The 25,649-nt window shown below is 40.0% G+C and carries 22 protein-coding genes; 8 read left to right on the top strand and 14 right to left on the bottom strand.

From position 1 onward, the window contains the following. Window positions 1-79: 79 nt before the first annotated feature. From FNZ24_RS05850 to FNZ24_RS05840, 3 genes are all read left to right on the top strand, one after another. Window positions 80-3,142 carry an FAD-binding and (Fe-S)-binding domain-containing protein gene (locus FNZ24_RS05850; protein ID WP_153913528.1) on the top strand — a complete coding sequence of 1,021 codons (3,063 nt, stop codon included), beginning with the start codon at window positions 80-82 and terminating at the stop codon, window positions 3,140-3,142. Continuing rightward, on the top strand, window positions 3,135-3,611 hold the full coding sequence (locus FNZ24_RS05845) for a DUF1285 domain-containing protein (protein ID WP_153913527.1): 477 nt from the start codon (window positions 3,135-3,137) through the stop codon (window positions 3,609-3,611). The genes FNZ24_RS05850 and FNZ24_RS05845 overlap by 8 nt, the downstream gene beginning before the upstream one ends. Window positions 3,612-3,830: 219 nt before the next feature. Then, window positions 3,831-4,241, top strand: coding sequence for a MarR family winged helix-turn-helix transcriptional regulator (locus FNZ24_RS05840; RefSeq protein ID WP_153913526.1), 411 nt, complete (start codon window positions 3,831-3,833; stop codon window positions 4,239-4,241). 285 nt (window positions 4,242-4,526) lie between these two features. On the opposite strand, the gene FNZ24_RS05835 is transcribed toward FNZ24_RS05840, so the two are convergent. The 5 genes from FNZ24_RS05835 to FNZ24_RS05815 all read right to left on the bottom strand — a co-directional run bounded on the left by FNZ24_RS05835 (window position 4,527) and on the right by FNZ24_RS05815 (window position 11,787). After that, window positions 4,527-7,634, bottom strand: a complete 3,108-nt coding sequence (locus FNZ24_RS05835; protein ID WP_153913525.1) for an efflux RND transporter permease subunit — start codon at window positions 7,632-7,634, stop codon at window positions 4,527-4,529. Then, window positions 7,634-8,992, bottom strand: a complete 1,359-nt coding sequence (locus tag FNZ24_RS05830) for an efflux RND transporter periplasmic adaptor subunit (protein WP_153913524.1) — start codon at window positions 8,990-8,992, stop codon at window positions 7,634-7,636. The genes FNZ24_RS05835 and FNZ24_RS05830 overlap by 1 nt, the downstream gene beginning before the upstream one ends. 2 nt (window positions 8,993-8,994) lie before the next feature. Beyond that, window positions 8,995-9,735: a TetR family transcriptional regulator gene (locus tag FNZ24_RS05825; RefSeq protein ID WP_153913523.1), complete on the bottom strand. Its 741-nt coding sequence runs from the start codon at window positions 9,733-9,735 to the stop codon at window positions 8,995-8,997. 168 nt (window positions 9,736-9,903) lie between these two features. Beyond that, window positions 9,904-11,061 carry an iron-containing alcohol dehydrogenase gene (locus FNZ24_RS05820; RefSeq protein ID WP_153913522.1) on the bottom strand — a complete coding sequence of 386 codons (1,158 nt, stop codon included), beginning with the start codon at window positions 11,059-11,061 and terminating at the stop codon, window positions 9,904-9,906. Between the two features lie 27 nt (window positions 11,062-11,088). Continuing rightward, window positions 11,089-11,787 (bottom strand): type 1 glutamine amidotransferase domain-containing protein, encoded by a 699-nt coding sequence (locus FNZ24_RS05815; RefSeq protein ID WP_153913521.1) that lies wholly within the window; start codon window positions 11,785-11,787, stop codon window positions 11,089-11,091. A 243-nt stretch (window positions 11,788-12,030) separates the two neighbouring features. On the opposite strand from FNZ24_RS05815, the gene FNZ24_RS05810 reads away from it, so the two are divergent. The 4 genes from FNZ24_RS05810 (at window position 12,031) to FNZ24_RS05795 (ending at window position 16,476) form a co-directional block, all read left to right on the top strand. Then, a complete protein-coding gene (locus FNZ24_RS05810; protein ID WP_153913520.1) occupies window positions 12,031-12,945 on the top strand; it encodes a LysR family transcriptional regulator in 915 nt (304 codons plus the stop codon). A 979-nt stretch (window positions 12,946-13,924) separates the two neighbouring features. Then, the gene (locus FNZ24_RS05805) at window positions 13,925-14,350 is read left to right on the top strand and encodes a DUF2057 family protein (protein ID WP_153913519.1); all 426 of its coding nucleotides are present in this window, start codon (window positions 13,925-13,927) and stop codon (window positions 14,348-14,350) included. Window positions 14,351-14,679: 329 nt separating this feature from the next. Continuing rightward, entirely contained in the window at window positions 14,680-15,870 is a 1,191-nt protein-coding gene (locus FNZ24_RS05800; RefSeq protein WP_153913518.1) for a class I SAM-dependent rRNA methyltransferase, read from the top strand. A 207-nt stretch (window positions 15,871-16,077) separates the two neighbouring features. Then, entirely contained in the window at window positions 16,078-16,476 is a 399-nt protein-coding gene (locus FNZ24_RS05795) for a PliI family lysozyme inhibitor of I-type lysozyme (RefSeq protein ID WP_153913517.1), read from the top strand. A 147-nt stretch (window positions 16,477-16,623) separates the two neighbouring features. Here the strand turns inward: FNZ24_RS05795 and FNZ24_RS05790 are convergent, their stop codons facing one another. The 5 genes from FNZ24_RS05790 to FNZ24_RS05770 all read right to left on the bottom strand — a co-directional run bounded on the left by FNZ24_RS05790 (window position 16,624) and on the right by FNZ24_RS05770 (window position 21,944). After that, entirely contained in the window at window positions 16,624-16,968 is a 345-nt protein-coding gene (locus tag FNZ24_RS05790) for a hypothetical protein (RefSeq protein WP_153913516.1), read from the bottom strand. 424 nt (window positions 16,969-17,392) lie between these two features. Beyond that, entirely contained in the window at window positions 17,393-17,815 is a 423-nt protein-coding gene (locus FNZ24_RS05785; RefSeq protein WP_416384818.1) for a CBS domain-containing protein, read from the bottom strand. Between the two features lie 126 nt (window positions 17,816-17,941). Beyond that, a complete protein-coding gene (locus tag FNZ24_RS05780) occupies window positions 17,942-19,678 on the bottom strand; it encodes a GNAT family N-acyltransferase (RefSeq protein WP_153913514.1) in 1,737 nt (578 codons plus the stop codon). A 68-nt stretch (window positions 19,679-19,746) separates the two neighbouring features. Then, window positions 19,747-20,649, bottom strand: a complete 903-nt coding sequence (locus tag FNZ24_RS05775) for a UDP-2,3-diacylglucosamine diphosphatase (RefSeq protein WP_153913513.1) — start codon at window positions 20,647-20,649, stop codon at window positions 19,747-19,749. 263 nt (window positions 20,650-20,912) lie between these two features. Beyond that, window positions 20,913-21,944 carry a Glu/Leu/Phe/Val dehydrogenase dimerization domain-containing protein gene (locus FNZ24_RS05770; protein ID WP_153913512.1) on the bottom strand — a complete coding sequence of 344 codons (1,032 nt, stop codon included), beginning with the start codon at window positions 21,942-21,944 and terminating at the stop codon, window positions 20,913-20,915. A gap of 263 nt (window positions 21,945-22,207) precedes the next feature. Here FNZ24_RS05770 and FNZ24_RS05765 point away from each other — a divergent pair, with 263 nt between their 5' ends. Then, the gene (locus FNZ24_RS05765) at window positions 22,208-22,654 is read left to right on the top strand and encodes a DUF4826 family protein (protein WP_153913511.1); all 447 of its coding nucleotides are present in this window, start codon (window positions 22,208-22,210) and stop codon (window positions 22,652-22,654) included. 130 nt (window positions 22,655-22,784) lie between these two features. Here the strand turns inward: FNZ24_RS05765 and hisIE are convergent, their stop codons facing one another. The 4 genes from hisIE to hisH all read right to left on the bottom strand — a co-directional run bounded on the left by hisIE (window position 22,785) and on the right by hisH (window position 25,645). Next, entirely contained in the window at window positions 22,785-23,414 is a 630-nt protein-coding gene (gene hisIE, locus FNZ24_RS05760; RefSeq protein WP_416384817.1) for a bifunctional phosphoribosyl-AMP cyclohydrolase/phosphoribosyl-ATP diphosphatase HisIE, read from the bottom strand. A gap of 97 nt (window positions 23,415-23,511) precedes the next feature. Next, window positions 23,512-24,285 (bottom strand): imidazole glycerol phosphate synthase subunit HisF, encoded by a 774-nt coding sequence (hisF, locus tag FNZ24_RS05755; protein ID WP_153913509.1) that lies wholly within the window; start codon window positions 24,283-24,285, stop codon window positions 23,512-23,514. Then, window positions 24,267-25,004 (bottom strand): 1-(5-phosphoribosyl)-5-[(5-phosphoribosylamino)methylideneamino]imidazole-4-carboxamide isomerase, encoded by a 738-nt coding sequence (gene hisA, locus FNZ24_RS05750; RefSeq protein ID WP_153913508.1) that lies wholly within the window; start codon window positions 25,002-25,004, stop codon window positions 24,267-24,269. The genes hisF and hisA overlap by 19 nt, the downstream gene beginning before the upstream one ends. Next, the gene (gene hisH, locus FNZ24_RS05745) at window positions 25,001-25,645 is read right to left on the bottom strand and encodes an imidazole glycerol phosphate synthase subunit HisH (RefSeq protein ID WP_153913507.1); all 645 of its coding nucleotides are present in this window, start codon (window positions 25,643-25,645) and stop codon (window positions 25,001-25,003) included. Before hisH ends, hisA begins: the two co-directional genes overlap by 4 nt. Between the last annotated feature and the right edge of the window lie 4 nt (window positions 25,646-25,649).

The following is a 25,649-nucleotide window of genomic DNA, read 5'->3' as shown; positions in this document are numbered from 1 at the left end:
GAAATTTTTTAACTCAACTACTTAGCGGCTGTTTTTTTGTTTATAATGATCACAAAATTACTATAAACAGAAGTCGAATATGCTGCCGTTGCTATCTCACCATCAAACTTTAGAACCTATTTATTTAAGCTTTCTAGATGCGCTTGAAGCGTCATCGTTTGCTGGTGAAATTGACAAGCGCTATAGCGCGCGGCTGATCCAAGCTACTGATAACTCTGTTTATCAATTCCTGCCCCAAGCGGTTATTTACCCGTTTAATCAAACTGACGTCGAGCTAGTATTAACTCTGGCATCAGACCCTCAGTACAAGCAAGTGACTTTTAGTGCTCGTGGCGGCGGAACCGGAACCAATGGTCAATCGTTAACTCATGGGTTAATCCTCGATGTCTCTAGGCACATGAATCAAGTGCTAGAAGTTAACGCTGAAGAAGGCTGGGTAAAAGTACAAGCAGGTGTGGTTAAAGATGCGTTAAATGATGCTCTTCGTCCCCATGGATTCTTTTTTAGCCCAGATTTATCAACTTCAAACCGCGCAACAGTGGGCGGCATGATTAATACCGATGCCTCAGGTGCTGGCTCGCTCGTGTACGGTAAAACCTCAGATCATGTTTTGGGATTAACTAGTGTGTTGGTTGACGGTAGTGTGCTATCTACATCTCCAATGGACTCAGGTTTAGCGTTAGGGAATGAGCAAGCTGATGAACATCCTTTTGCGCAAAATATCATTAACCAAATTGCTAATCGTTGTCATGATAAACGTGAGTTAATCGTTAAACAGTTTCCTGCATTAAACCGATTTTTAACAGGCTATGACCTTCGACATGTATGGAACGATGAATTAACTCAATTTGATTTGTCACGGATTTTAGCTGGCTCAGAAGGCACATTAGCCGTTTTAACCGAGGCTAAACTGAATATCACCCCGCTACCGAATACGCGGATGATGTTGAATATTAAATATGACTCGTTCGAATCTGCATTACGTCATGCTCCATCGCTGGTGGCCGCCAGTGCCACAGTAGTTGAAACCATAGACTCAAAGGTGCTAAACCTTGCCCGTGAAGATATTATTTGGCATTCAGTTTCACATCTCATTGAAGCTGTGCCTAATAAAGTCATTGAAGGGCTTAATATGGTTGAGTTTGCAGGTGACGAAGAAGACGTTAAACAGCGCATTAGTAAACTTGAAGCGGTGCTAGCGAGTCAACTTGCCAATGAAGAAGCTGGCGTAGTGGGTTATCAGCTCACATCAGATAAGCCAAGTATTAATAAGATCTACGCTATGCGCAAAAAAGCGGTGGGTTTATTAGGCGCCACCAAAGGGCGCCGTAAACCGTTAGCCTTTGCTGAAGATACAGCCGTGCCGCCTGAAAATTTAGCAGACTTCATTATGGAGTTTCGCGACTTACTCGATAGCCATCAACTTCAATATGGCATGTTTGGCCATGTTGACGCAGGAGTTCTACATGTGCGACCTGCGCTGGATATGTGTGATGAAGCAGATGAAAAATTATTAAAGGTTATTTCTGATCAAGTCGCTGAGTTAACGCTTAAATATGGCGGCTTAATGTGGGGCGAGCACGGAAAAGGCGTGCGAGGTGAATACGGCCCTGCAGTATTTGGTGATGAGCTTTATAGTGAACTTGAGGTGGTGAAAGGTTTATTCGATCCAGATAATCGCCTAAATCCAGGTAAATTAGTGTCGCCAAAAGACAGTGGCCCAATGATGTTTAATGTTGATAGCGTTAAACGCGGCAAGTTCGACCGACAAATTCCAGTTCAAGTACGTGATGCTTTTCCTGATGTGATGAACTGTAATGGTAACGGGCTATGTTTTAACTACAGCAGTTATTCGTTTATGTGTCCGTCATTTAAAGCGACGGGCGATCGTATTCATTCACCCAAAGGTCGTAGTGGTTTAATGCGTGAATGGCTACGTTTATTGGAAGCTGAAGGGGTCGATGTTGATGCTCTAGCAAAGTCTAAACCATTAAGTATTATGCAGCGGGCCCAAAACACGATTAACAGCACACGTGACTATGATTATTCCCATGAAGTGATGGAGTCGCTAAAAGGCTGTTTGGCATGTAAAGCTTGTTCGGGTCAGTGCCCTGTTAAAGTAGATGTTCCCAAGTTTAGAGCGCAGTTCTTTAATATCTATTACAAACGTTATATGCGCCCAGCAAAGGACTATTTGGTTGCGGGTATCGAAGACATGTTACCTATGATGGCAGCAATGCCCAAAGTGACAAATCTAGCATCACAAAATAAGCTAAGCCAATGGGTAATTAAAAAGTCTATTGGATATGTCGATGCACCAGCATTGTCTGTACCAACCCTAAAGCAGCGCCTAGATGGCCACGAAAGCCGTGGTTATGATTTAGAAGCATTACAAGGTATTCCTGTATCTGAACGAGCAAATTACGTATTAGTGGTACAAGATCCGTTTAATAGTTTTTATGATGCTGAGCTTGTGTATCGCTTTATTCAATTAATTAAAGAAATGGGTCTTAAACCTGTGTTACTACCGTTTAAACCGAACGGTAAACCTACTCACATTAAAGGGTTTTTAGACAAGTTTGCCAAAACAGCTCAATCTAGTGCAGATTTCTTAAATCAGGTTCATGCTTTAAGTATGCCGATGGTGGGCTTAGATCCTGCGTTAGTCTTATGCTATCGCGATGAATACCAAGAAGTGTTAGGGGATAAGCGCGGTAATTTTGAAGTTTTGCTAGCTAATGAATGGCTAACCGATGCGATTAAGACTGTCCCTCAACTTGCTAAAACTGAGCAAAAGTATAGTTGGTTTAGTCACTGCACTGAATCAACTGCAAAACCTGCAACCCCAGCAGAATGGAAGAATGTGTTTAGTCATTTTGGCGCAGAGTTTGATGTGATCAATGTGGGCTGCTGCGGAATGGCAGGTACCTACGGCCATGAACAAGATAACCTTGCTCGTTCAACCAAATTATTTGCTATGTCATGGCAGCCAACACTAGATGGTATTGATGACAAAACCCAAGTATTGGTATCAGGCTATTCATGTAGAAGCCAAGTGAAACGCTTTGCAGGATTTAAACCTAAACACCCAATTGAGGCCCTGTTGCAATTGATAGTTCAAGCGAATAAATCCCATGGCTGAGCCGGTTAATATTACCAAGCAACTAGGGCAACTTCCTACTAAGGACTCCGAAAACAAAGGTGTCGACCTATGTAGTGAAGAGCCTATGTTCGAGATTAAGGGTGAGGGTGAATGGTTTTATCTAAACAGTCCGTTGCCTGCTAAATTTGCCAAGTTGTTTGCCAGTGTGCTCAATTATATCGACGGTGAATACTTTTTAATTACCCCAGTTGAAAAAGTGAAAGTCCAAGTTAAAAGGCACGCTATAGTGCTTGTTGACTATGATTTTACTAAGGGCTTTTCCAATAACGGTGACAACCAAGATGGATTAACATTCATTAGCAGTATTGGTACTGAACATGCTATAGCTAATACTTCAGCTGTGAATTTATTGGAAGATGCCATTGAAATTCAAATTGAAAGAGGGGTTATAGCTGGTTTAGGGCGTGCGTGTTACTACCGATATATTAATCAGTTTGTAACAGACTGACTAAAATAACGGTCTTATACGTACTATGTCTTAGATTCGTTATCTTAGAATCGTTTTCTTAGAATCGTTTTTTAGAATCAGTGCCAGTATTAACAGTCAGTATTAAGTGAAAACCTGCTTATATGATAGTAATCTAAAGTACAACTCAACAGTCGTATTCTTAGCTTGATTCGTCTACTGACCAGTAGCTAAGATTTGATGAGCATGTAGGAGCGCGTTATGAAACGTTACGAAAGTCTTTATTATCAAGTATCTCATCTCAACATCACGCTTCAAAACGAGCTTGATGAACGCCTTAAACGCTATGAACTAGACGTTAAACTCTGGCCGGTTTTATTTTCCTTATGGCAAGAAGAGGGCATCAGTCAAACAGAGCTATCCAAGCTTTGTGATGTCGCTAATTACACCATGACACGCTTGCTCGACCAACTTCAGGTACAAGGCTACATTACCCGTCATCAAGAGTCTGATAACCGCCGTGCTTTTCAAATTTTTTTAACCGATGCAGGTAAAGCATTAGAGCAAGATTTAATTCATGAAGCGCAGTGGGTTAATGAGAAGTGCCTTGAAGCCCTTGATGAGCAAGAGCAACAGACCTTATTACATTTATTGAATAAAATTAATAAGTAGCATAGCTTTTATTTTGTGAAATCGGTTAGTTACAGTGATAGGCTCCACAAAAAACTCAGTCATTTTGTGACTAAATTAATGTCTCAAACTTCTCTATACCATTTGTCAAAAAGCTTATTAAACGTCTACTCGTCTTGAGTACTTTTTCGATATTTAAGTTGTAGGCTAACTCATATTTTTAGTGACTTTTATAAAATTCTTAAAGTACTCGTTCAATTAAAAAGGCCGTTAATGATGACACAAACGGCCTTTTTATTGCTTCTTGTGAGTTAGGCTTATACGTGTTTAAGCAGACAACTCTTCATGCTTATGCACAAGGTTAAAGTCAGCTAACACTGCGTATGCGCTTGGGATGATAAACAGTACCAATAGGGTAGATGTGAAAATACCAAACACAATTGAGATAACAATGGGCTTAACCACTTGTGCTTGTAGGGATGTTTCCATCAATAGCGGTAGCAAACCAGCTGCAGTGGTTAGAGAGGTTAGGAAAACCGCTCTGAATCTATCTCGGCTGGCTTTAACCACAGCTTCTTGAATGTTATCGCCAATATCCACATGGTGGCGGATATACTGCACCAACAAAATGGAGTCATTGACCACAATACCTGCAAGAGATACAAAACCTAATATCGATGGCATCGATAAACTATGCCCCGTTAACAGGTGGCCCCAGAATACCCCGATTAATGCGAGTGGAATGGCTAGCATCACCACGAAAGGTTCTAAGTAACTTCTGAATTGGAAGCTTAATATTGCGAATAAACCAAATAAACCAATGATAAAACCTTGCATAAAGGAAGCGCCGGTTTTAGCTGTTTCTTTGGCAGCGCCTTCATAATCAACTTTAAGACCCGGGTACTTTTCACGTAATTCGTGAGCAAATTCGTTTCTGACTTTACCGACGATTTCACTACCATTAGCTTTAGTGTTGTCAATATCAGCCATAACGGTGACGGTACGTTGACTTTCTATTCGCTGGATCCGCACATAAGAGCGCTCGTAATTTAACGTTGCGACTGCATTTAATGGCAGCTGTGTTCCATCACCTAACATGATAGGAAAGTTTGCTAACGCCTGTAAATCACCGGCTTGTTGTTTATTGAGTCGCACTTGGATTTCAATGTTTTCAGGTCCAGCTTGAACATCATCTGCAGTTTGGCCAAAGTAAGCCGCACGCAGCTGAGATGCAATCATCTCGCCATCAACACCATAGTTTTCGGCGCCATCACGTAGCTTGACTAACACTTCTTCTTTACCTGGGCGCATGTCATCTAAAATGCCATTTACACCAGAGAACTGACTTAAATATGACTGCAAATCAACCGAGGCCATTTTGAGTAAATCTAGATCATCGTGTTGTAATCTCACTTCTACATCGCGGCCAGCAGGGCCCATGCTAGGTTGTTTAAATACTAACGACAATGGTTCAGCAATATCACCACTTTCGATGCGCCAATCTTGAATGAAATTGTCGATTAACGTACTTCGAGTTTCCGCTGACAATAAATCTAAACGAACGGTAGCCACGTGTGGGCCAGATTCGCCCGCATCGGCGTTTATATTGTATTGCTCAGTAATAAATCGGATAAGATCAGATTCTTCTTGGTTTTCTTGTGTATATCGCGCGCCGACTTTATTAGCACTGGCAACAAGTTGTGCTACGACTTGTTTGGTTTGATCCAGTGTTGAACCTGGAGGCAAGATGATGCGCGCTTCAGCAATATCGCCATCCAGTTCTGGGAACCCAACAAATTTAACTGCGCCGCCAGCCACTAGGGCTATTGAAACAAATAGCAAGCCTAAGGTTGCCCCAAGGCTTGCGTAGCGCCATTTAACAACAAAGGTAACAGCTTCGACTAAGTTATTATTTCGAAAATGTTCAAACTTTTCTAAAAATACTCTTTTAAATTTAAGTGGCGGTTTCTCTTGTTTGTTTGATTTAAGTGAGTGGCTTAAATGATTCGGTAAAATCAAAAATGCTTCAATCAAACTGACACTTAATACCATAATGAGCACTAGCGGTACGACGGATAATACATCGCCCATTTGACCATCTAACCATAGCAAACTACCAAAAATAAATACTGTGGTTAAAAAGGATGAGAATACCCCAGGGGCAACTTTTTTAACTCCTTGGGTGACCGCGTCGTTAATGGGCAAGCCTTTCTCTACATGAGCGGCGACAGACTCTGCGATAACAATTGCATCATCCATCATGATACCAATGGCCATTAATAGACCCACAAGGCTCATGATATTAATCGACACACCAAATACCCACATTAAGAACAAGCCGCCCATAAAGGCGACTGGCAGTCCCGCAGATACCCAAAATGAATAACGGATTGAGAAAAACAGCCACATAGAAAAGAACACTAAGATGATGCCTTGCCAACCATTTTTAAGCAGCATGGATAATCTGTCTTGCAACAACGAAGACATGTCATTTGTCAGTGTTAGGGTAACGCCATCAGGGGCGACAAGTTGCTCTTGGGCAACAAATTCAGTTACTCGCTCTTTAATACGCAGCGCATCATCAGCTTTGTTCTTTTGAACTTTTAATACTGCTGCAGCCTTACCATTAAAGATTGTGTGCTCTTCTTCAAGTTCGAATAGATCTTCTATTTTGGCAATATCCCGCAGGCGAACGACTCCGCCCTCAGGGTTGGATGACACAATGATTTTGCCTAAATTTTCAGGCGTAATTCGACGTTCATCAAAGCGGATAAGCAAGTTTTTATCTGATAACTCAACACTACCTGCTGGCATTTGCACGTTTTGGCGGCCAACTTTATCAGCTACTTCTGCAACCGTTAACCCTAAACGTCTGATATCCGCTTCGTTTAATTCAACCCGAATTTGATGGTCAGAAAACCCTGAAACAGTGACTAAATTAACCCCTGCATCAATCTTTAATCGACGCTTTAAATCTTCAGCATATGATTTTAAGTGGGGTAAACTGGCATCGGCTGCAATAGCAATATCAACAACTGGTTCAGCCCAGTCGAGTTCTTTAACTGTTGGAGGGTCGATTTGTGATGGAAAATCTTTAATGGCATTAATTTCAGTTTGAATATCTACCAAACTGCGACCCATATCAGCATCACCGGTGAGCTTGACTGTAAGTGATGCAAAACCTTCTTGGGCATCACATTTGGTTTCTTCAATATCGCTTAAACCATCAATGGCATCTTCCATACGAAGACACAAACTTTCTTCAACTTCTGCAGGTGATGCGCCAGGGTAAACCACACTGGCAATAATGTAAGGGGGACTAAACTCTGGAAAGGTTTCCCGTTTAATCTTGCCAATACTGCTAAGGCCCACCACAAAAAATGCCAGCATCATTAAGTTAGCAATAGTGGGATGACGAGTGAAAAAATTAATCACTAGTTAAGCTCCTTTTCACTTTGCTCATCTGCGTGTTCTGCAACTTTTAAACTCATGCCTGCTATGGCTGGGATAAGATCATTAGTGACAATGCGATCGCCCTGAACTAATGGTTCGCTGTCTGATTGACTATTACCATCTAACTGACTATCAATAGCAACGCCATGTTCACTGCGATACACCACGTTTACTTTTTTGATTTGCAATTTATCTTCTGCATCCATGACATACACATGCTCGCCATGTAGGGCTTTTTCAGGAATGATAAATTGTTTTGATTCGTAGCCGTGGATATAAGCGGTGACGAACATGCCATTAGTTAAAGGAGGGCGTTTAACTAAATCCATTTCGTTAAAGTCTTGTTCGACTTCAAGGTAGAAACCGATAGTGGCCTGATCTGGATTAATGGTATCGGCAATACGGGTTAACTTCGCCTGCCATTGATGGTGTTTTTTGCCCATATTAATTTCAACATGGGAGTCAAAATTAACTTTTTCGATGGAAGGGAGGGATGCAGTATCACGTGGAATGCCTGAAATGCTGCTAATTAAGGTTTCGGCATCTTGCAGTGACAGTTCCGCTTTGATCTCGACCGCGCCTAGTTGATGGGCTTCAAACAATACAGAACCATTAGTCACAGCTTGAGCACGTTCAATATTTACCGCTGCAATTCTGGCATCAAAGGGTAAAGTAAATCGAGTATTGTTTAACTGGCGCTGGGCATCGTTAAATAGGGCTTGGTTCACTTTGACTTGAGCTTGAGTCACTTTTCTATCATCGGGTAATAGACTTAAACTGCTATTTAAATCTTGTACTAAGTTGCGCTGTGCAAGTAGGGCTTGTTTTTGGGTTTCAAGTTCGGACTTTGAAATGAGGTTTTTAACATTAAGCGCTTGTTTACGCTGATACTCTTGGTCAACCAAAGTGAGTTTTTGTTGTTCTATCTCTAAACTGGTTTCTAGGTTAATTTCTTTTTGATTTAATTGAATTAACTGCGCTTCACTGGCGTTCACATTAGCCTCAGCTTGGGCAAGTTTTAATTCGTACTCTAAGGGATCGATAGCAAGCACTAAAGTATTCGCTTTAATCAAGCGGCCAGTTTCAAGTTCAGGATGACGATAAATGATTTTACCGCCAACTTCTGCAATTCCTTGCCAGCTGTGTTTCGGGGCGACTCGGCCATACGCTTTGATCACAGGCATACTTAGCTGTTTATCTAGGCTTATCACTTCCACTAACCGTGACTTATCGTGACCTGCTTCTAGTTCAGGCGATGATCGCAAAGCAATTGCGGCAAATAAAATAATAAATCCGGCAGCAATTCCGGGAAATACATAGCGTCTTTTTAAGCTGGTCATGTTTAGCGGTCCTGGCTTGGTAGTGTTTCATCGGCAATAAGCCCATGACGTAACAGTTGAGCATTGTGTTTAGCAAGTTTTTGCATAAACTCTGGAGATGTTTTAATGCCGATAGCATTTTTCAATAAATCTGGCATTAAAAAGGGAAATATCAGTAAGCTGATAAAGCTCATTTTGGCGCACGTAGTATCGACACCATCCTTTAGCAAGTTGGCATTTTGCATTTGTTCAATAATGGCAAAGCGTGGTGAAGGTAATAATGCTAAAAGGCTGGCTTGTAATTCTCGATTACTTTGAGAGTCGGGTAGACTTGCTGTACGGTAAATCAGCTTTGGAAAGTCAGGGTTTTGGCTCATTAACGTATAATAAGTACTGAGAATATCTTCGGCTGAATTGTGAATGAAAGCTTTGTTAGTTTGATTTATTTTCTCAGTAATAGGCGCGAGCGTTTCTTTTAGCATTTCACTGAATAAGCCCATCTTCGACTGGAAATAATAACGGATTAAACTGGCATCCACGTTGGCGTGCTGTGCAATAGTACGTACCGAGACTTTCTCGTAATCATTTTCAACAAACAAGACTCTTGCTGCATCAATTAACGCACTGCGGTTATCCACCTGGGTTAACGGTCTTCCTGCGGTTTTTTTTAATCTAGGCATCAGCGAGCAGTATTTTTTGAATAATTCTTCAAGTGTAGAATATAGTAAGCCAAGCAGTGCAGAATACTTAGTAAAATAATTCATCAATATTCATCATTTGAAGAATTATTAATGGTTATCAAGCTTAGGTCACACTTTAAAGCCGCTATTGGCCTAAATTGCAGCCAATAAAAAAGGCTAGCGAAATGCTAGCCTTTGTCGATTTTACTTAAGCTAAACCTTATAAAGTTAAAGTTTAGCTTGAGTTAGTGCTTATATAGCAGTGGTTAAGATTTCTCGGCTGATGGTTAAATCGATATCACCATGCTCACCCAGTTTAGTCATGCCATGTTTCTCAAGTGCATTTACAAGCACATCTACTTGATCTGCACCTACATCAATATCGCTTAAACGAGTAGGGACTTGCATTAACTTGAAGAAGTTCTCAGTGGCGATAATAGCTTGATCTATTTTCTCTTCATCAGAGCCAGAAGTGATGTTAAATACGCGTTCAGCATATTGGACAAGTTTTGCGTGTTTTTGCTCACGACGAACTTTCATTACCGCAGGTAATACGATAGATAAAGTGCGCGCATGATCGACTCCATGACTTGCCGTTAGTTCATGACCTATCATATGAGTTGACCAATCCTGAGGGACACCAGCACCGATGAGACCGTTTAATGCCATTGTTGCAGACCACATAATGTTTGCCCGTATTTCTAAATCTTGTTTAGTTTCTGCAGCTAATGCTTTTGGGCCTTCTTCAATAAGGGTTTGCAGTAGACCTTCACTGAATCTGTCTTGTACTTTACCGTTTACACTGTAAGTTAAGTACTGCTCCATAATGTGAATGTACGCATCAATAACGCCATTACCTATTTGGCGATCAGATAATGAAAGGGTTACGGCAGGATCTAAAACTGCAAACAATGGACGCAGTAATGGGCTACCAAAAGGTAATTTATTACCATCACGAGTAATAACAGAGCCGCCGTTTGATTCAGACCCTGTTGCAGGAAGCGTTAATACAGCGCCAATTGGCAGTGCGTCATTTACGCTTGCGCCTTTTGCTATCATATCCCAAGGATCTTGACCTTCAAATTTAGCTGCTGCAGCAATGAATTTAACGCCATCAACAACAGAGCCACCACCCACTGCGAGTAAGTAATCAATATTTTCAGCTTCAATGATTGCTTGCGCTTTCATTAGGGTGTCGTATTGCGGATTAGGCTCTACACCTGAAAATTCAAACCAAGTGTGTTCTTTAAGTGCATCAGTCACTTGTTGGTAGACACCGTTTGATTTAATTGAACCACCACCGTAGATCATGAGTACTCGCGCATCAGCAGGAATTTCATTACTAATGCTATTTATTTGGTTTTCGCCAAAAAGAATTTTTGTATTGTTTTGAAATGAAAAATTAAGCATGAGATTGTCCTAATACAATATTATTCGTTACGCGTTAATGTATGATGCTAGCTTTTGCGCTGTCAGTGAAGAACTTGCTGGATTCTGTCCAGTGATGACTAAGCCATCTTGAACTGAAAATGCATGCCAGTCAGCGACTTTTTGATAATCTGCATCACGTTTTTGTAATTCATCTTCAAGCAGAAAAGGTACAACATCAGTTAATTGCACAGCATCTTCTTCAGTATTACTAAAACCAGTTACAGCTTTGTCTTTTACTAAGTAGCTACCATCGCTGTTTTTAACATTTAACAAGGCTGCGCTTGCATGACACACTGCAGCGACAGGTTTGTTTTGTTGAATAAACTGTTCGATTAATTCGATTGAGTTTGAATTATCGGTTAAATCCCATAACGGCCCGTGACCACCTGGGTAGAAAACGCCATCGTAATCATCAGCATTAACGTCAGATAGCACAAGTGTAGTAGCAAGATGTGCTTGAGCATCTTTATCATTATCAAATCGACGCGTGTCATCCGTTTGAAAGTCTGCTAGTTCGCTGCTTGGATCTATTGGTGGTTGACCGCCGGCAGGTGAAGCTAAAGTGATATCAAACCCAGCATCTTTAAATACAAAATATGGCGCGGCAAACTCTTCAATCCAAAAGCCGGTTTTGTTGCCTGTGTCACCCAATTGGTCGTGTGAAGTAAGCACCATTAATACTTTTTTGGCGGTAACGTTTGTCATATCAATTCCTTGTTTGCTGCTGATATTAAGCCATTAACACTGGTTGGCTTATTAAATAATGAACTCAGTATAGAAACCTGAATTTAATCTGACAATGCAGACTTTATTGACTTCATTGTTTAAATAATTGATACAATGGGGGCTGAGCTATTTTTAATGCTGGTTTGAGTTTGAGTTTGAGTTTGAGTTTGAGTTTGAGTTTGAGTTTGAGTTTGAGTTTTAGTTTGGAGATTAGGGTCGATAATGAATGTATCTTTTGAGCAATTAAAAAGTATGGTGGTGTTTTCTCAAGTGGTTGAGCAAGGCAGTTTAACTGGCGCAGCTAAGCATATTGGCCTTTCTCGAGCAGTTGTAAGTTACCATATAAAAAAACTAGAAGAGCATTTACAAGTTAAATTACTCAATCGTTCAACTCGCAGCATTAGTCTCACTGAAGAAGGGCAAGCTTATTATCAGTCCTGTAAAGTGATTGCTGAGCAAGCTTATTCTGCTAATCAGCAAATTGAGAATATGAAAAGCGAGCCAATGGGCTTAATCAAATTAACTTGTCCAGTTAATGCAGGGCTCGAAACCATAGTTCCTGCTTTGAACGAATTTAAGCTGTTGTATCCTAAAATTGAACTGGACGTGATGTTGACCGATGAAGTCGTCAATATTATTAATCAAGGAATAGATATCGCTATTCGTGGTGCTCCGTTAGTGGATTCAAGTTTACAAGCCACTAAGTTGTCGGTTATGAAAACTTGTTTGTGTGGCGCTCCCGCTTATTTTGAAAAGCAGGGCAGGCCTAAATCCCCTGGCGAGTTAAGTTCCCATGATTGGGTCGTTTACAAGCCATTAAAACGAGTTTTAGAGCTTAAAAAAGGCTCTCGCTCGTTTAGTATCGAAATGAAAGGAAGCATTACCACTAACAACGCTTCAGCAAGAACTGCCTTTGTCGAAGGTGGCCACGGTATTGGCAGAATACCGACTTATGATGCTTGGCCTAAGGTAAAGCAAGGTACGTTAGAAACTGTACTCGATGACTATCAATTGTCTGATATTAATATTTATGCTGTCTTTCCGCCAGGCGCAGCTGATTCCAAAAAAGTTCGTTTACTCATTGATTTTTTGAAAGAGTTTTTTAATCGAAAGACAAATAGTATCGAACAGAGTTAAACATTTATCTCTAGGGCCTGTTGATCTTTCAAGATTGTTTTTGCAGCGAATTGTTGGCCATTTATACAAGGCAGAGACTTTGTAGTGTAGTTATTCTACATAAAAAGTCGGTAACGCAGTAAAAATGGCCAACAAACGCTGCCCAGAGGGTTCGACTAAAAGCATTTTACTCTTTGTTGAATGCATCTTTGTAAATAAAAGGGGCTTAGATGACTAGGCATCAATTCATCCGCCTCGATTAAAATGCTTTTATTTAGAACAAAACTTAACCAGCAAAGATCAACAGGCCCTAGTATTTATGGAATAGACTTTTCCTGGAGAAGCATTTGAGCCACTGTTATGAAGAGACAATACCAACCAATGAAAAAACACCATCCAGCACAAATTAATTCGAAATTTGCGTAAGTGCTGCCTTGGTGTAACGTGTAAGCAGATAAATCAACAATGACAGAATACCAGAAATAAGCTGACAAAATGATACTGGTGCTACTCAGTACAAGCAATGAAACTGTTGAGAGCTTGAGTTGAGAGTTTCTAGTTGCAGATCTAGGCTCATGTTGTTTTTTACAATTGTCATTATCACGGTTTGTGCAGTTGCAACTTACTGTAATTTCGATGATCTCTGTTTGGCAACGAGTGCATATGACTTTCCCTTGACTCATTTTACTCATTACTTAGGTACCCCAATACCTTAGAAATAATTACTTGGTTGTTACTTTTGTTGCGTGATTCTATCTAATGTTGCAGATATTTCTTTGCATTAAATCAATAAATTCAAATTTAATGTTGTAAATTTTAAAATTTCAATAAACGATTTTATCAAAATTTGATTAAGCTATTGCTTGGTATTTCATTCGGTTAAAAATAAAAAATTAAAAACATAAACTTTTTTGAAATTTTTTTAATTGTTCGTTGGTCTTTTAAATTGTGTGGTATGAAATGAATTTACGGAATAATTAAATTAAGATTGGAGTTTAATATGAATACTAAATTAACATTATCTGCAGCCTTTGGCCTACTGTTAACCAGTTTTGCTGCGCAATCTTCTAGCATAACTTTCCATGATGATCTGGATATTGATAGCGTAAATGGCGTAGTCGTTGAGTTTCAACGTGAAGTCGACCTGGTTGCCGGTGAGCAACTAATTGAAGTCAGCTATAGCGATTTATTTCAGGATAACGCAGATGATTCAGGCCATTGGGTAAAGTCTAAGCCGCTTTATTTAAAACTAGATGTTGCAGGTACTGAGAAGTATCACCTTGAATTACCAGAGTTATATTCAGCTGATGATGCAAAAGATTTTTTACAAAACCCTGTTTTATCATTATCCATTGATGGCCAAGCGCAAGATGTAACACTATTAAGCCAGTCTCAATTGTTTACATTGATATTATTAAATAAATAGTTAATTTGACATTAACTATAGTTTTTATGTCTTGTAGAGTTTTATATATTTCAATTAAATATATATCTATTCAATATATTAAATGAGCTTAGTATCGGTAAAGAATAATGTATGGGAAATATCCTAGGGAAAGCGCTGCTTAATTGATGTTAAGTGGCGTGTTTGTTTGCACTAATTACCATACTTGATAGCCAGATAATTTGTTGTTAATCAATTTGCTATTGCTAGCCTCCAAATTTAACACTAAAGCACTATAATTGGCGATTGTAACTTGCGTTCCCTTGTTAGGATCCTTATCATCGCGATCCCAAAATGAAAAAGGCACCATCATGGCTATCAGAATCAAGCTTAGACCCAAGCGTGAAAAATCACTAGAGCGTAAACACCCATGGGTTTTTGCCAGTGGTATACATAACATTAAAGGTAAACCGCAAGCTGGTGAAACTGTTGATGTTGTTGCGCATGATGGCCATTGGTTAGGGCGTGGTGCTTGGTCACCAGAGTCACAGATCCAAGTTCGCGTATGGACATTTGATAAAGAAGAGCAAATTGATAAAGACTTCTTCATGCGGCGTGTACAGCGTGCACAAGCAGGCAGAGACGCATTAATCGCTGAACAAGGTCTAACGGGTTACCGCCTTATTGCAGCTGAATCAGACGGCTTACCTGGTATCACTATTGATAAGTATGCCAATGTATTAGTTTGTCAGCTATTGAGTACAGGGGCTGATTTTTGGCGTGACACATTAGTCGAAGTATTAGCTGAACTCTACCCTGATTGTGCTATTTACGAGCGCTCAGATGTCGATTCTCGTAAAAAGGAAGGCTTGAAACCTATTACGGGCTTATTACACGGTGAGCTTCCTGAAATGCCTGTCATTATCGAAGAGAATGGCATCAAAATTTCTGTCGATGTGACGAAAGGACATAAGACAGGTTTTTATTTGGATCAGCGAGATAACCGTTCAATTGCGGCTCGTTTTGTCAAAGATAAATCAGTATTAAACTGTTTCTGCTATACAGGTACATTCGGTTTGTATGCCGCTAAAGGTGGTGCTGCCAGCATCGAAAATGTTGATGTATCAAAGTTAGCATTAGATACAGCTAAATTGAACATGGAAATTAACGGCTTTAATGATGAACATGTTAATTATCATGAAGCGGATGTGTTCAAGCTATTACGTCAGTATCGTGATGAGGGTAAAACCTTCGATGTGATTGTGTTAGACCCTCCTAAGTTTGCCGACAACAAAGCACAGCTAAATGGCGCTTGTCGTGGCTATAAAGACATTAATATGATCGCCATGCAATTACTTAATCCTGGTGGCACATTACTGACATTCTCATGCTCTGGCTTAATGGCAGCGGATCTATTTCAAAAAGTGGTTGCTGATGCCGCACTTGATGCTAAAAGAGATGTCCAATTTATTGATAGATTGAGTCAAGCTAGCGATCACCCGATTGGTAGTGCATTTCCAGAAGGTTTTTATTTAAAAGGCCTTGTTGCTCGCGTTTTCTAACTAAGTTATCACAATTAAGTGAGTGAATAATAAAGCTACCTACAAGGTAGCTTTTTTTATATTCGCTATTTAGCGTACTTTGATTAATGATTACACGAACTATCTAGTCATTCATAACATGATTCATAGCGTGACTCATAACGTAATTCATAACAACAGTAGCGTAAGAGCTTGAAGCTTAATTATGGCAGGGAAGAGGTGTCTAAGATGAAAATACTGATTAAAACAATCACTATAATTGCAATAATGCTCGCTAGTATTTCGGTTCAATCACAGGAAGGTTATGAGCTAACAACTTCCAATGGTGGCACTTACGTCAAAGCTTTCACTTTTGACAATGGTCAGAGCGTTGTGATTGCTGAGGGGCGTATTGAACCAAGATCTATTGGTTCAATAAGTATTAAGTTATACAAAGATTTATATGTAGGTGATTTTACTCAAGGGATAATTATACCCAGAGATGGAACCATATTGTCGGTAGCAATTGTTGAAGATACTTCAGCTAAACAAAAGCTAAAAATCACCACTGTGACAGCAGGAAGTGGTAACTACCAAGATGAATTGTTTATTTGTGTTAATGACAGCCTTGTTTCAAAATGCGACTAACTTGGTCATAAATAGGGCATAAAAATTGGCTGTTAGTAATGTGTTTATCAGAGACACTTACTGTACTTTGTTCATGTTATGCGCATAAAAACACAAAAGCCGCTGATGCGGCTTTTTTCGATGTGCTAGAAACTTGTGTATTAATAACTAACTTAGCCAGTAAAGGCCTAAGCTACTCATACACGCCAGCATTATGCTTGCCTCAAAAAACGTTTTACTACTCAATAAGCTTTGCTTTCCTTGCTTTAAGCTTGCGATAAACTCATTCTGCTTATACAGCCTGCAGGTAAGTTGTTCAGTTTGAGGGTCTATTAAGAGCTGTAATCGACAAGGTTTACCATTTTTAAGTTCAATTTTGTGGGTACTTCTTTGCCCAAAATTAACTTTAGTCGACACAATTTTGTCATTGACTAATACACGCTCTAAGCCGATCCAGTCACTAGCCAGTAATTCAATTTTTTCCTGATTTAGATGGTATTTAAAACTCGTCATGAGTGTCTCCTTGGCCTGTGAACCTACCTTAAGATAAGCAGACAAATGTGACGTTTTCCAGCGAGTAAAATGAAGTTTTTTTGAATCAAAGGGTATGTGTTTGTTGAGGCTAAAGAATTTTATTTTAATTATTTTTAATTGACAAAAAACGCTTTTAAGCTAAAGGTGTTCTTTATAGGTTTTGAATGTTGAATTGCAATAAACCTTTTAAAACAATCGCTTATTCTATTGTTGGTTTTAGCTGTTTAACTTTAGTTACTGTTCTTAGTTACTGTTCTTAGTTACTGTTCTTAGTTACTGTTCTTAGTTACTGTTCTTAGTTACTGTTCTTAGTTACTGTTCTTAGTTACTGTTCTTAGTTACTGTTCTTAGTTACTGTTCTTAGTTACTGTTCTTAGTTACTGTTCTTAGTTACTGTTCTTAGTTATTGGCCTTTAGTTAATCCACAATAATGACCTAGTAAATCTCGCCAGCTGACGATTCCAATTAATTCATCTTCTTGTAAAACAGGAAAACAAGTTATTCCTTTGGTTAACATTAATTGCGCAGCAGTATCAATATCGAGGGAAGGAGCCACAGAAATTGGACCATGGGCCATGACCTGATGCACTCGTTTATTTAGGGTTTCAATATCACGAGTGAGCTCCGCCGCTGTACCTAAGTTGGGGCTGATGGCATTGATTAAATCAGTACGTGCCAAAATCCCAGATATTGTTTTGTTTTCATCCAACACGACTAAGTGATGAAAAGGCACATTATCAAAGATTTCTTTGGCAGTGCTGATGCGATCATCCATTTCTACGGTGACAACCCTTGGGCTCATGATTTGCTCAATTGTGACCATAATGTTTCTCCTTTTCAATTAATCTATTTATATCAGACAATTGTAAAGTGAACAAATCATCCCAAGGTTATAGTTAATATCTAAACCAACAATTTTATCAATGCTTGCTGATGTTGAAGTGATAGCGCTTTAAGCTTTTTTATCAGTATTTAAATGATACTCAATGTAGCGTTGCCTTTTTTTAGGTTTTAGAGCATGTATATCAACGAGCACTAAGCCATCTATACAGTTACCAAAATCGGTATCGATACCGAAATCAAGGAACTTCACTCCGTCATCTTGGCACAGTTCACCGTACTGTTTATATAGAGGTGGCACTGCAGCTCCCATATTAGCTAAGGTGTGTTTAAGCACCTTAAAGCAACTTGAATAGTCATCATCCGAATATAAACGGTTTAATTGTTGTAGGCGTTCATCTGTGAACTTGTATGGGGTATTTGACTGAGCAAGCTTATCTGCTGTAGCAAAATGTTGTTGGTAAAAATGAACCATCATTTCTTTTGCTTGCTCAGGTAATTGATCGCTGATTGAAACTGGGCCAAATAAATACCTAAATTGTGGGTTTTTAGCCAAATAAGCGCCAATGCCTAGCCATAAATAATCAAGGCTACGCTTTCCCCAATATTTGGGCTGAACAAAGCTTCTGCCTAACTCCAGACCATTTTCAAAGTAAGGCGCAAATTCTTCGCTGTAATTAAATAAGGACTGGCTATACAGGGCAGATTTACCATGTTGTTCATGAACTTGTTTAGCACTGGCAAATCGATATGACCCCACAATTTCTAAAGCATCCTTATCCCACAAAACTAAGTGTTGGTAATAAGGGTCGTATTGATCATTATCACGACGATGGCCGCTTCCTTCACCGACTGCGCGAAAGGCTATTTCACGTAAGCGACCAATTTCACGCATGATAGGACTGCAATCATGGTGTTGATATAGAAATATTTGTTTGTTGTCGTTGGTTTCACCCAATAATTCACACTGTTGTAGGGCGTGTTGCAGTTCGCTGCGCGACTCTGGGTGGGCTATCGCGTTTTGAGTTGCAAAAATCGGACTGCGGTTTTTACCAATTCGATATAGGTGGTTTTTGAGTAATTGCACTTTCGTTTTAAGGGTAAAGTCATTACTGCTAATTGCTTCTTTAGGGATTAACTTACCAATTCGAACAGGCATAGTGCGTTTTGCCTGTTTGAACATTTCTTTTACTAACAATAAGCTCGCAAGAGGCTTATATATCATTGATGCACCATAAAAGGTTGCGGAGTTTTTTGCATCAACATACATAGGCAATAAAGGAGCATTACAGGTATTCGCCATCTTTAAAAAACCTGAATGCCACTTTAAATCAGTCACGCCAGATGGTCGTAATCTTGATACTTCACCGGATGGAAAGATGAGCACCGCACCTTCATTTTTAAGGTGAAGGTGAATATTTTCAAGATGTTGTCTTGGAGTGCCGCCAGACATGTTATTCACGGGTAAAAGGAGAGAATGCATAGGCTCTAATGCCATTAGCAGTTCATTGGCGACGACTTTGATATCTGGCCTGACTTGGCTAATAAGTTTTATTAGTGCCAAAGCATCAAGCGAGCCAATAGGGTGGTTTGCGTAAATGACGACTCGCCCCTCAATAGGAATATTTTCGATTTCATTACTGGGTACTGAATAGTTAAAGTCGAAACAATCGAGAACATGCTCTACAAAATCGACCCCTTTTAAATACGCAAACTCAGCGGCAATTTCATTACATTGTTTTTCATTAAGCAAATAGCGCAACATGGCTTTGGTTGGCGTGGCAAGCCATGGTGTTTGATTAAGTTTTGGTAAGTTCTTTTGAACAACGTTCTCTACGGTAAAAATCATAATAATGACCTTTCTATTCTTTTATTGTTTTTGCTAGGTTTAGTCATTACTGTGACAATGACTTTCGGCTAAGCTACTTTTTGTTTATATTCATCAGCTTGTTGCGTATTCAGTTGGAATTGCTTCAGCATTTTTGTTGTTGATGCTTCATCACTCCAGCGTAATAGTTGGAGTTCGCCAGTGAGGGTTTCGGCAATGAGTGTGCAGTTTTCAACCCAGTCGCCATCATTGGCGTAAATGATGTCGTCATGAAGTGATAGCTCTGGCTGATGGATATGGCCGCAGACAACTGCTTGTACATCTTGAGTTTTGGCATAACGCAGTACTGCATCGCGATACATTTCGATTGCGTGCTGCGCTTTATTAACCCTAAGCTTTACGTAGCTCGCCAATGACCAGTATGAGAATCCACAAGCGTGTCTTATTTGATGTAACTTGCGATTAAGAAATAATAAAACGTCGTATAGATGATCCCCGAGCTTAGCGTAGGTTCGGCTGATACAAACTTCTGAATCGAATTGGTCGCCGTGAAGCATGAGAATTCTTTCACCAGTAATACATTGATGAATATGTTGGTTTGCCATGCTTATGCCCCATAGATGAAAGTCGGTATAAGACTTAAAGGCTTCGTCATGATTACCAGGGATATACTTTATTTGAGTGCCATCTTTAGCGAGTTGAAGCAATTTTTGCAGAACTAAGTTGTGGCTCTCAGGCCAATAAACTCTTTTCTTTAATGCCCAGATATCAATAATATCGCCAACTAAATAAATCTGTTTGGCTTGAGTTTGTGTGAGTAAGTTCAGTAAAAACTCTGCTTTACAATCAAGGCTTCCAAGGTGGACATCTGAAAGCCAAAGCGCATTGAATTTTTGTTTAATGTTGGAAGGTGGAAGGGCATTACCATTTGCCAGATTTGCATTGGAAAATGGGTTAAAGCTTGCTTTGCTATCAACATGACTTTGAGACATTTACGCATCGCCTATCAATGGATTTCAAGGCTAGCTTATGGCATGTTTTTGAATAATAGATGACGCCAGTATGTCAGATTGGTGACATAGTTAAATAATTGTTAGTGATTTGGGGAAAGTGAAGGGCTGTGATTCTTTTGCTTAAGATACGCTTTATGCTCCTTAAGCTAACATATATAAAAAAGGAGCAACTGTAGACAGTTACTCCTTTAAATAAGACGATTAAGTCAGTAGCAATGGGCACATTGTCTGAGCAATAGGTCTTACTTAGCTGCGTTAATGATAGCGCGAGCCATGTCGTCAGCCACATCACCTGTGGTGCGATTGTTCTTTTCTGCTTCATCAAAAATCTTGATTAGCGTATTATAGATTTCTTCAACTTTAGCGGTTGATTTAGCCGCGTCGTAATCACTTTCGAAAGAGACATTAATAATACCACCAGCATTAATCACATAATCTGGAGCGTATAAAATGCCATTGGCTTTAAGCGTTTCACCGTGACGTACTTCAGCTAGTTGATTGTTTGCACAACCTGCCACTATGGTTGCTTTTAATAGCGGAATAGTGGTGTCGTTAATCGTTGCACCTAATGCACATGGTGCGTAAACATCAACGTCTTGGGTATAGATGTCTTGTGGTGCAACTACCGTGGCACCGAATTCTGTAGCCACTTTATCTAAAGACGCTTGATGAATATCAGTAACGATAAGTTCAGCGCCTTCTTCATGTAAATGTTTACATAAGTAGTAACCTACATGGCCAACACCTTGTACTGAAATCTTAAGGCCTTTAAGGCTATCTAGACCGCGTTGATGCTTAACCGCTGCTTTAATACCTAAATACGTGCCTAGGGCTGTGAAAGGAGATGGATCGCCACTTTTACCTTCAAGACCTGCCATGTAAGGTGTTTCTTGATGTGCAATCATGATATCAGCTGTTGAAACGCCAACATCTTCTGCTGAAAAGTACTTACCACCAAGAGTATGAATACAACGACCGAATGCGCGGAATAGTGCTTCACGATCTGTTGTTTTAGGATCGGCAATAATCACTGACTTACCACCGCCCATAGTTAAACCTGCAAGGGCATTTTTGTATGTCATGCCGCGTGAAAGACGTAAAACGTCGTTAACTGCTTCATCATCTGAATCGTAGTTCCACATACGACAACCACCTACAGCTGGGCCAAGGTTGGTGTTATGAATTGCAATAATTGCTTTTAAGCCACTTTCTTCATCGTGACAAAAAACGACTTGTTCGTGGTTATCAAACGATACATGATTAAATAAAGCCACTTGTGATCTCCGCTGTGCGATAAAAAAGTCGTTAGAATGATACGGGATAACGACTGGTTGTTATTATTTATTGCAGAACGATAGCATTTAGCGATACTCTCAACAAAGTTAGATTCATATAATTTTGTGATCTACGTGGCAATTTAGCTTGCCACTTTACGTAAACGTAAACTTTTTATGCGTTTCGTTACATTTGTCACCTTTTTATAGGTGTTGATGTTATTTTTATGATGGCAAATATAACAATAAAATAGGAAGAAAGAATGACCGAGTCAGTGGCTGAGCCGAAAACAGAACAACAAGATCCTGAAGTTCAAAGACAACAATGGGTCCAAGCGCAATTCCAAAAAGCCAATCGATTCCTCGCTGAGAAAGGGGTCATCCCGTCTAAAGTACTTGCTGATGAAAGCCGTTACTTAGTGCCATACCTTGCAATTTGGAAAATGGAATCTAAGCAACCAACTAAGCAAACATTTTGGGTTATGTCTGGTGATTTACCTTCAGATTATGTCGATGTGAAAGTGGCTGGGACCGCTCGTGAAGCGATTCGTCATTTCTCAATGATGTGGCAACTTAAAGCTGAGAACCTACATAAGTCTGGGGCTACACGTGATGAAACCCAATTAAAATTTGCTAACTTATTAGTCTCTCGAGCTGAGAGCTTATATAAAATGCAAAATGATGAAAAATTGTGGGAAGGGCAGGCTTAAGCGCTTTCTTGATTAGATTTGAACTTAGCAGAGTTAGGTTCGAAACTAGCGATATGTCGTTCAACATTAAAAAGGCACCTAATCGGTGCCTTTTTCAGTTATTGACCATTATATTAATTGAAACTGACGCTTATTGACTTTTTATATGGCGCTGCATTAGGTTTTTATTCACCTCAGCCATTGAAAGCTGCTGATCTTCAAGCAACACAATTAAATGGTACATCAAATCTGATGCTTCATTAATTAGCTCTTCTTTATCATGGGTTGCTGCTGCAAGTGCAGTTTCTAAGCCTTCTTCACCCACTTTTTGGGCGATTCTTTTCGTGCCGCGTTCAAATAAAGAGGCGGTATAACTAGAGTCTGCACTTTGTCCTTTGCGGGAAATGATAAGGTTGGTTAAGTTGTCGATAAATGGGTGAGCGTTACCATCTGGCCAGCAGCTTTCACTACCAGTATGACAAGTGGGGCCATTTGGAATAACTTGCACTAGTAAACTGTCATTATCACAATCTTTGTCAATCGCAATTAAATCCAAGGTATTGCCAGAAGTTTCACCCTTTGTCCATAAACGCTGCTTTGAGCGGCTAAAGAAGGTGACTTTTCCTGTTGCGATTGTATGTTCAAATGCGGCTTTGTTCATGTAGCCAAGCATCAGCACTTTACCCGTTAGGTGATTTTGAACCACTGCAGGGATCATATTATCTTGTTTATCCCACGCCAGCTCTTGAGCATCAAAATTTACTGTTGAAGATTGTGTCATTATTCTTTTCTCTTGTTAATTAGCACATCTGTCTTATTTGGCTGCGTTTAAATGACTATATTTAATTAACGATTTGTAATTAACTATTTGTCATTAACTATAGACGTATCGCAATATTCTCATTGGCTAAGTATTTCTTTAACTCATTGATATCAATTATGCCTTTGTGAAATACACTGGCAGCAAGGGCTGCATCAACATTGGCTTGTTCAAATACGTCTTTAAAATGCGCCATGGTTCCAGCACCGCCTGAAGCGATTAATGGCACGTCACATATGGCTCTAACTATGCTGAGTTGCTTTATATCATAACCGCCGCGAACACCATCTTGATTCATTACATTCAGCACGATTTCGCCGCAACCTCGCTTTTGCACTTCTTCAACCCAATCCTGTGTATACCATTGAGTGTCTTTGGTTGCTGCTTCATCGCCAGTAAACTGCTTTACTTTATAACTATTGGATTCAGCGTCATAAAATGAATCAATACCAATGACGATACACTGACGACCAAACTCATCTTGTAATCGCGATATTAAGCTTGGGTCGCTAAGTGCTGGCGAGTTAATCGAAATTTTATCGGCGCCATAAGCCAGCATTTGCCTAGCTTGCTCGACGGTTTTAATTCCGCCAGCAACACAAAATGGAATATCGATTTGCGCTGCGACTCGACTCACCCAAGACTTATCAATTACTCTGTCATGGGCACTAGCAGTAATATCATAAAAAACCAATTCATCAGCACCTTCAAGCGCATATCTAGCGGCTAAGGGCTCTATTTCACCGATGATTTCGTGGTTGCGAAACTGTACCCCTTTAACTACTTGCCCATCTCTAACATCAAGGCAAGGAACTAAGCGTTTGGCCAGCATGTTATTGCCTCCTCGACGCTGAAGTTTTCAATCAATAATGCCTTACCTATGATAATACCGTCAGCTTTACTGTCACGAACTGCGGCAACATCATCAAGAGTAGCGATACCGCCAGATGCTTGCCAGGTAATCTCAGGGTAGCTTGCAGCGAGTTCTTGATATAAATTTGTATTGGCGCCTTGTAGCGTACCGTCTCTGCTAATGTCAGTGACAAGAGCATGCTTAAGCCCGACGCTACTAAATTCGCTGACTAATGATTCTAGCGATTTACCACCACCGGTTTGCCAGCCTGAAACCGCGACGATTTTCTCGCCTTGTTCATTAATATTGACATCAAGGGCCAAACAAATGGCTTCACTGCCATATTTTACAAACCAACTTTTAACGAGTTCAGGCTCTTTTACCGCAAGCGATCCGATAACAACGCGTTTTACGCCGATATCCAGTAATTCTTTGACTTGTTGCTCGCTACGAATACCACCGCCAACTTGTATATCAGTTTTTAAGCCAGCGACAAGCTCTGAGATTAATTTGATTTGTCTTTTATCAGGATCTTTAGCGCCCGTTAAATCTACGATATGAAGTAAATTTGCCCCTTGAGCTTCATAAGATTGCAGTTGTGCTAGCGGGCTTAAATCAAATGTGGTCTTTTGTTGGTAGTCACCTTGATACAATCTAACGACTTGGCCATCAATTAAATCTATTGCAGGAATAATCATGCTGGTTTCCCCATATTTAGGAAATTTTGTAATATCTTGGAACCGATTGCAGCGCTTTTTTCTGGGTGGAATTGAACCCCGAAAAAGTTATCTTTGCCTATGGCTGCACTAAATTGCTCACCATATTGTGATGTGGCAATGGTGTATTCGCTGATAGGAGCTTTAAAGCTATGAACAAAGTAAACATAGCTGCCATCAGGTATTCCTTGAAAAAGCGGGTGGTCAGTGACACTAATTTGATTCCAGCCCATATGTGGCAGAGGTAAACCTTGGCTATCTAAATCATCGACTTGTGTCGGGATTAACCCTAAACAATCGATATCCTTATCTGTCCGGCCGCCGTGTTCCAAGGATTTTTGTGTGAGCATTTGCATGCCTAAACACACGCCCATTACAGGCTGGGTTAAACTTTTTATAATGGCAACTAAATCGCGGTTAACCAATGCATCCATCGCAGCCCCAGCAGTGCCAACACCGGGAAGCACAACTCGCGCCGCTGATTTAATCACCTTATGGTCTGCTGAAACAATGACATCGGCTTGTAATCGCTCGAAAGCAAATTTCACAGAGCTTAAATTGGCGCAACCAGTATCAAGGATAACAGTAGTATCGCTGCTGATTTTTGTTGTTGAGTTTGTCATTTAT

Source organism: Shewanella sp. TC10 (assembly GCF_009663145.1).
Taxonomy (GTDB): Bacteria; Pseudomonadota; Gammaproteobacteria; order Enterobacterales; family Shewanellaceae; genus Shewanella.
This window is presented reverse-complemented; position numbering and strand designations above follow the sequence as displayed.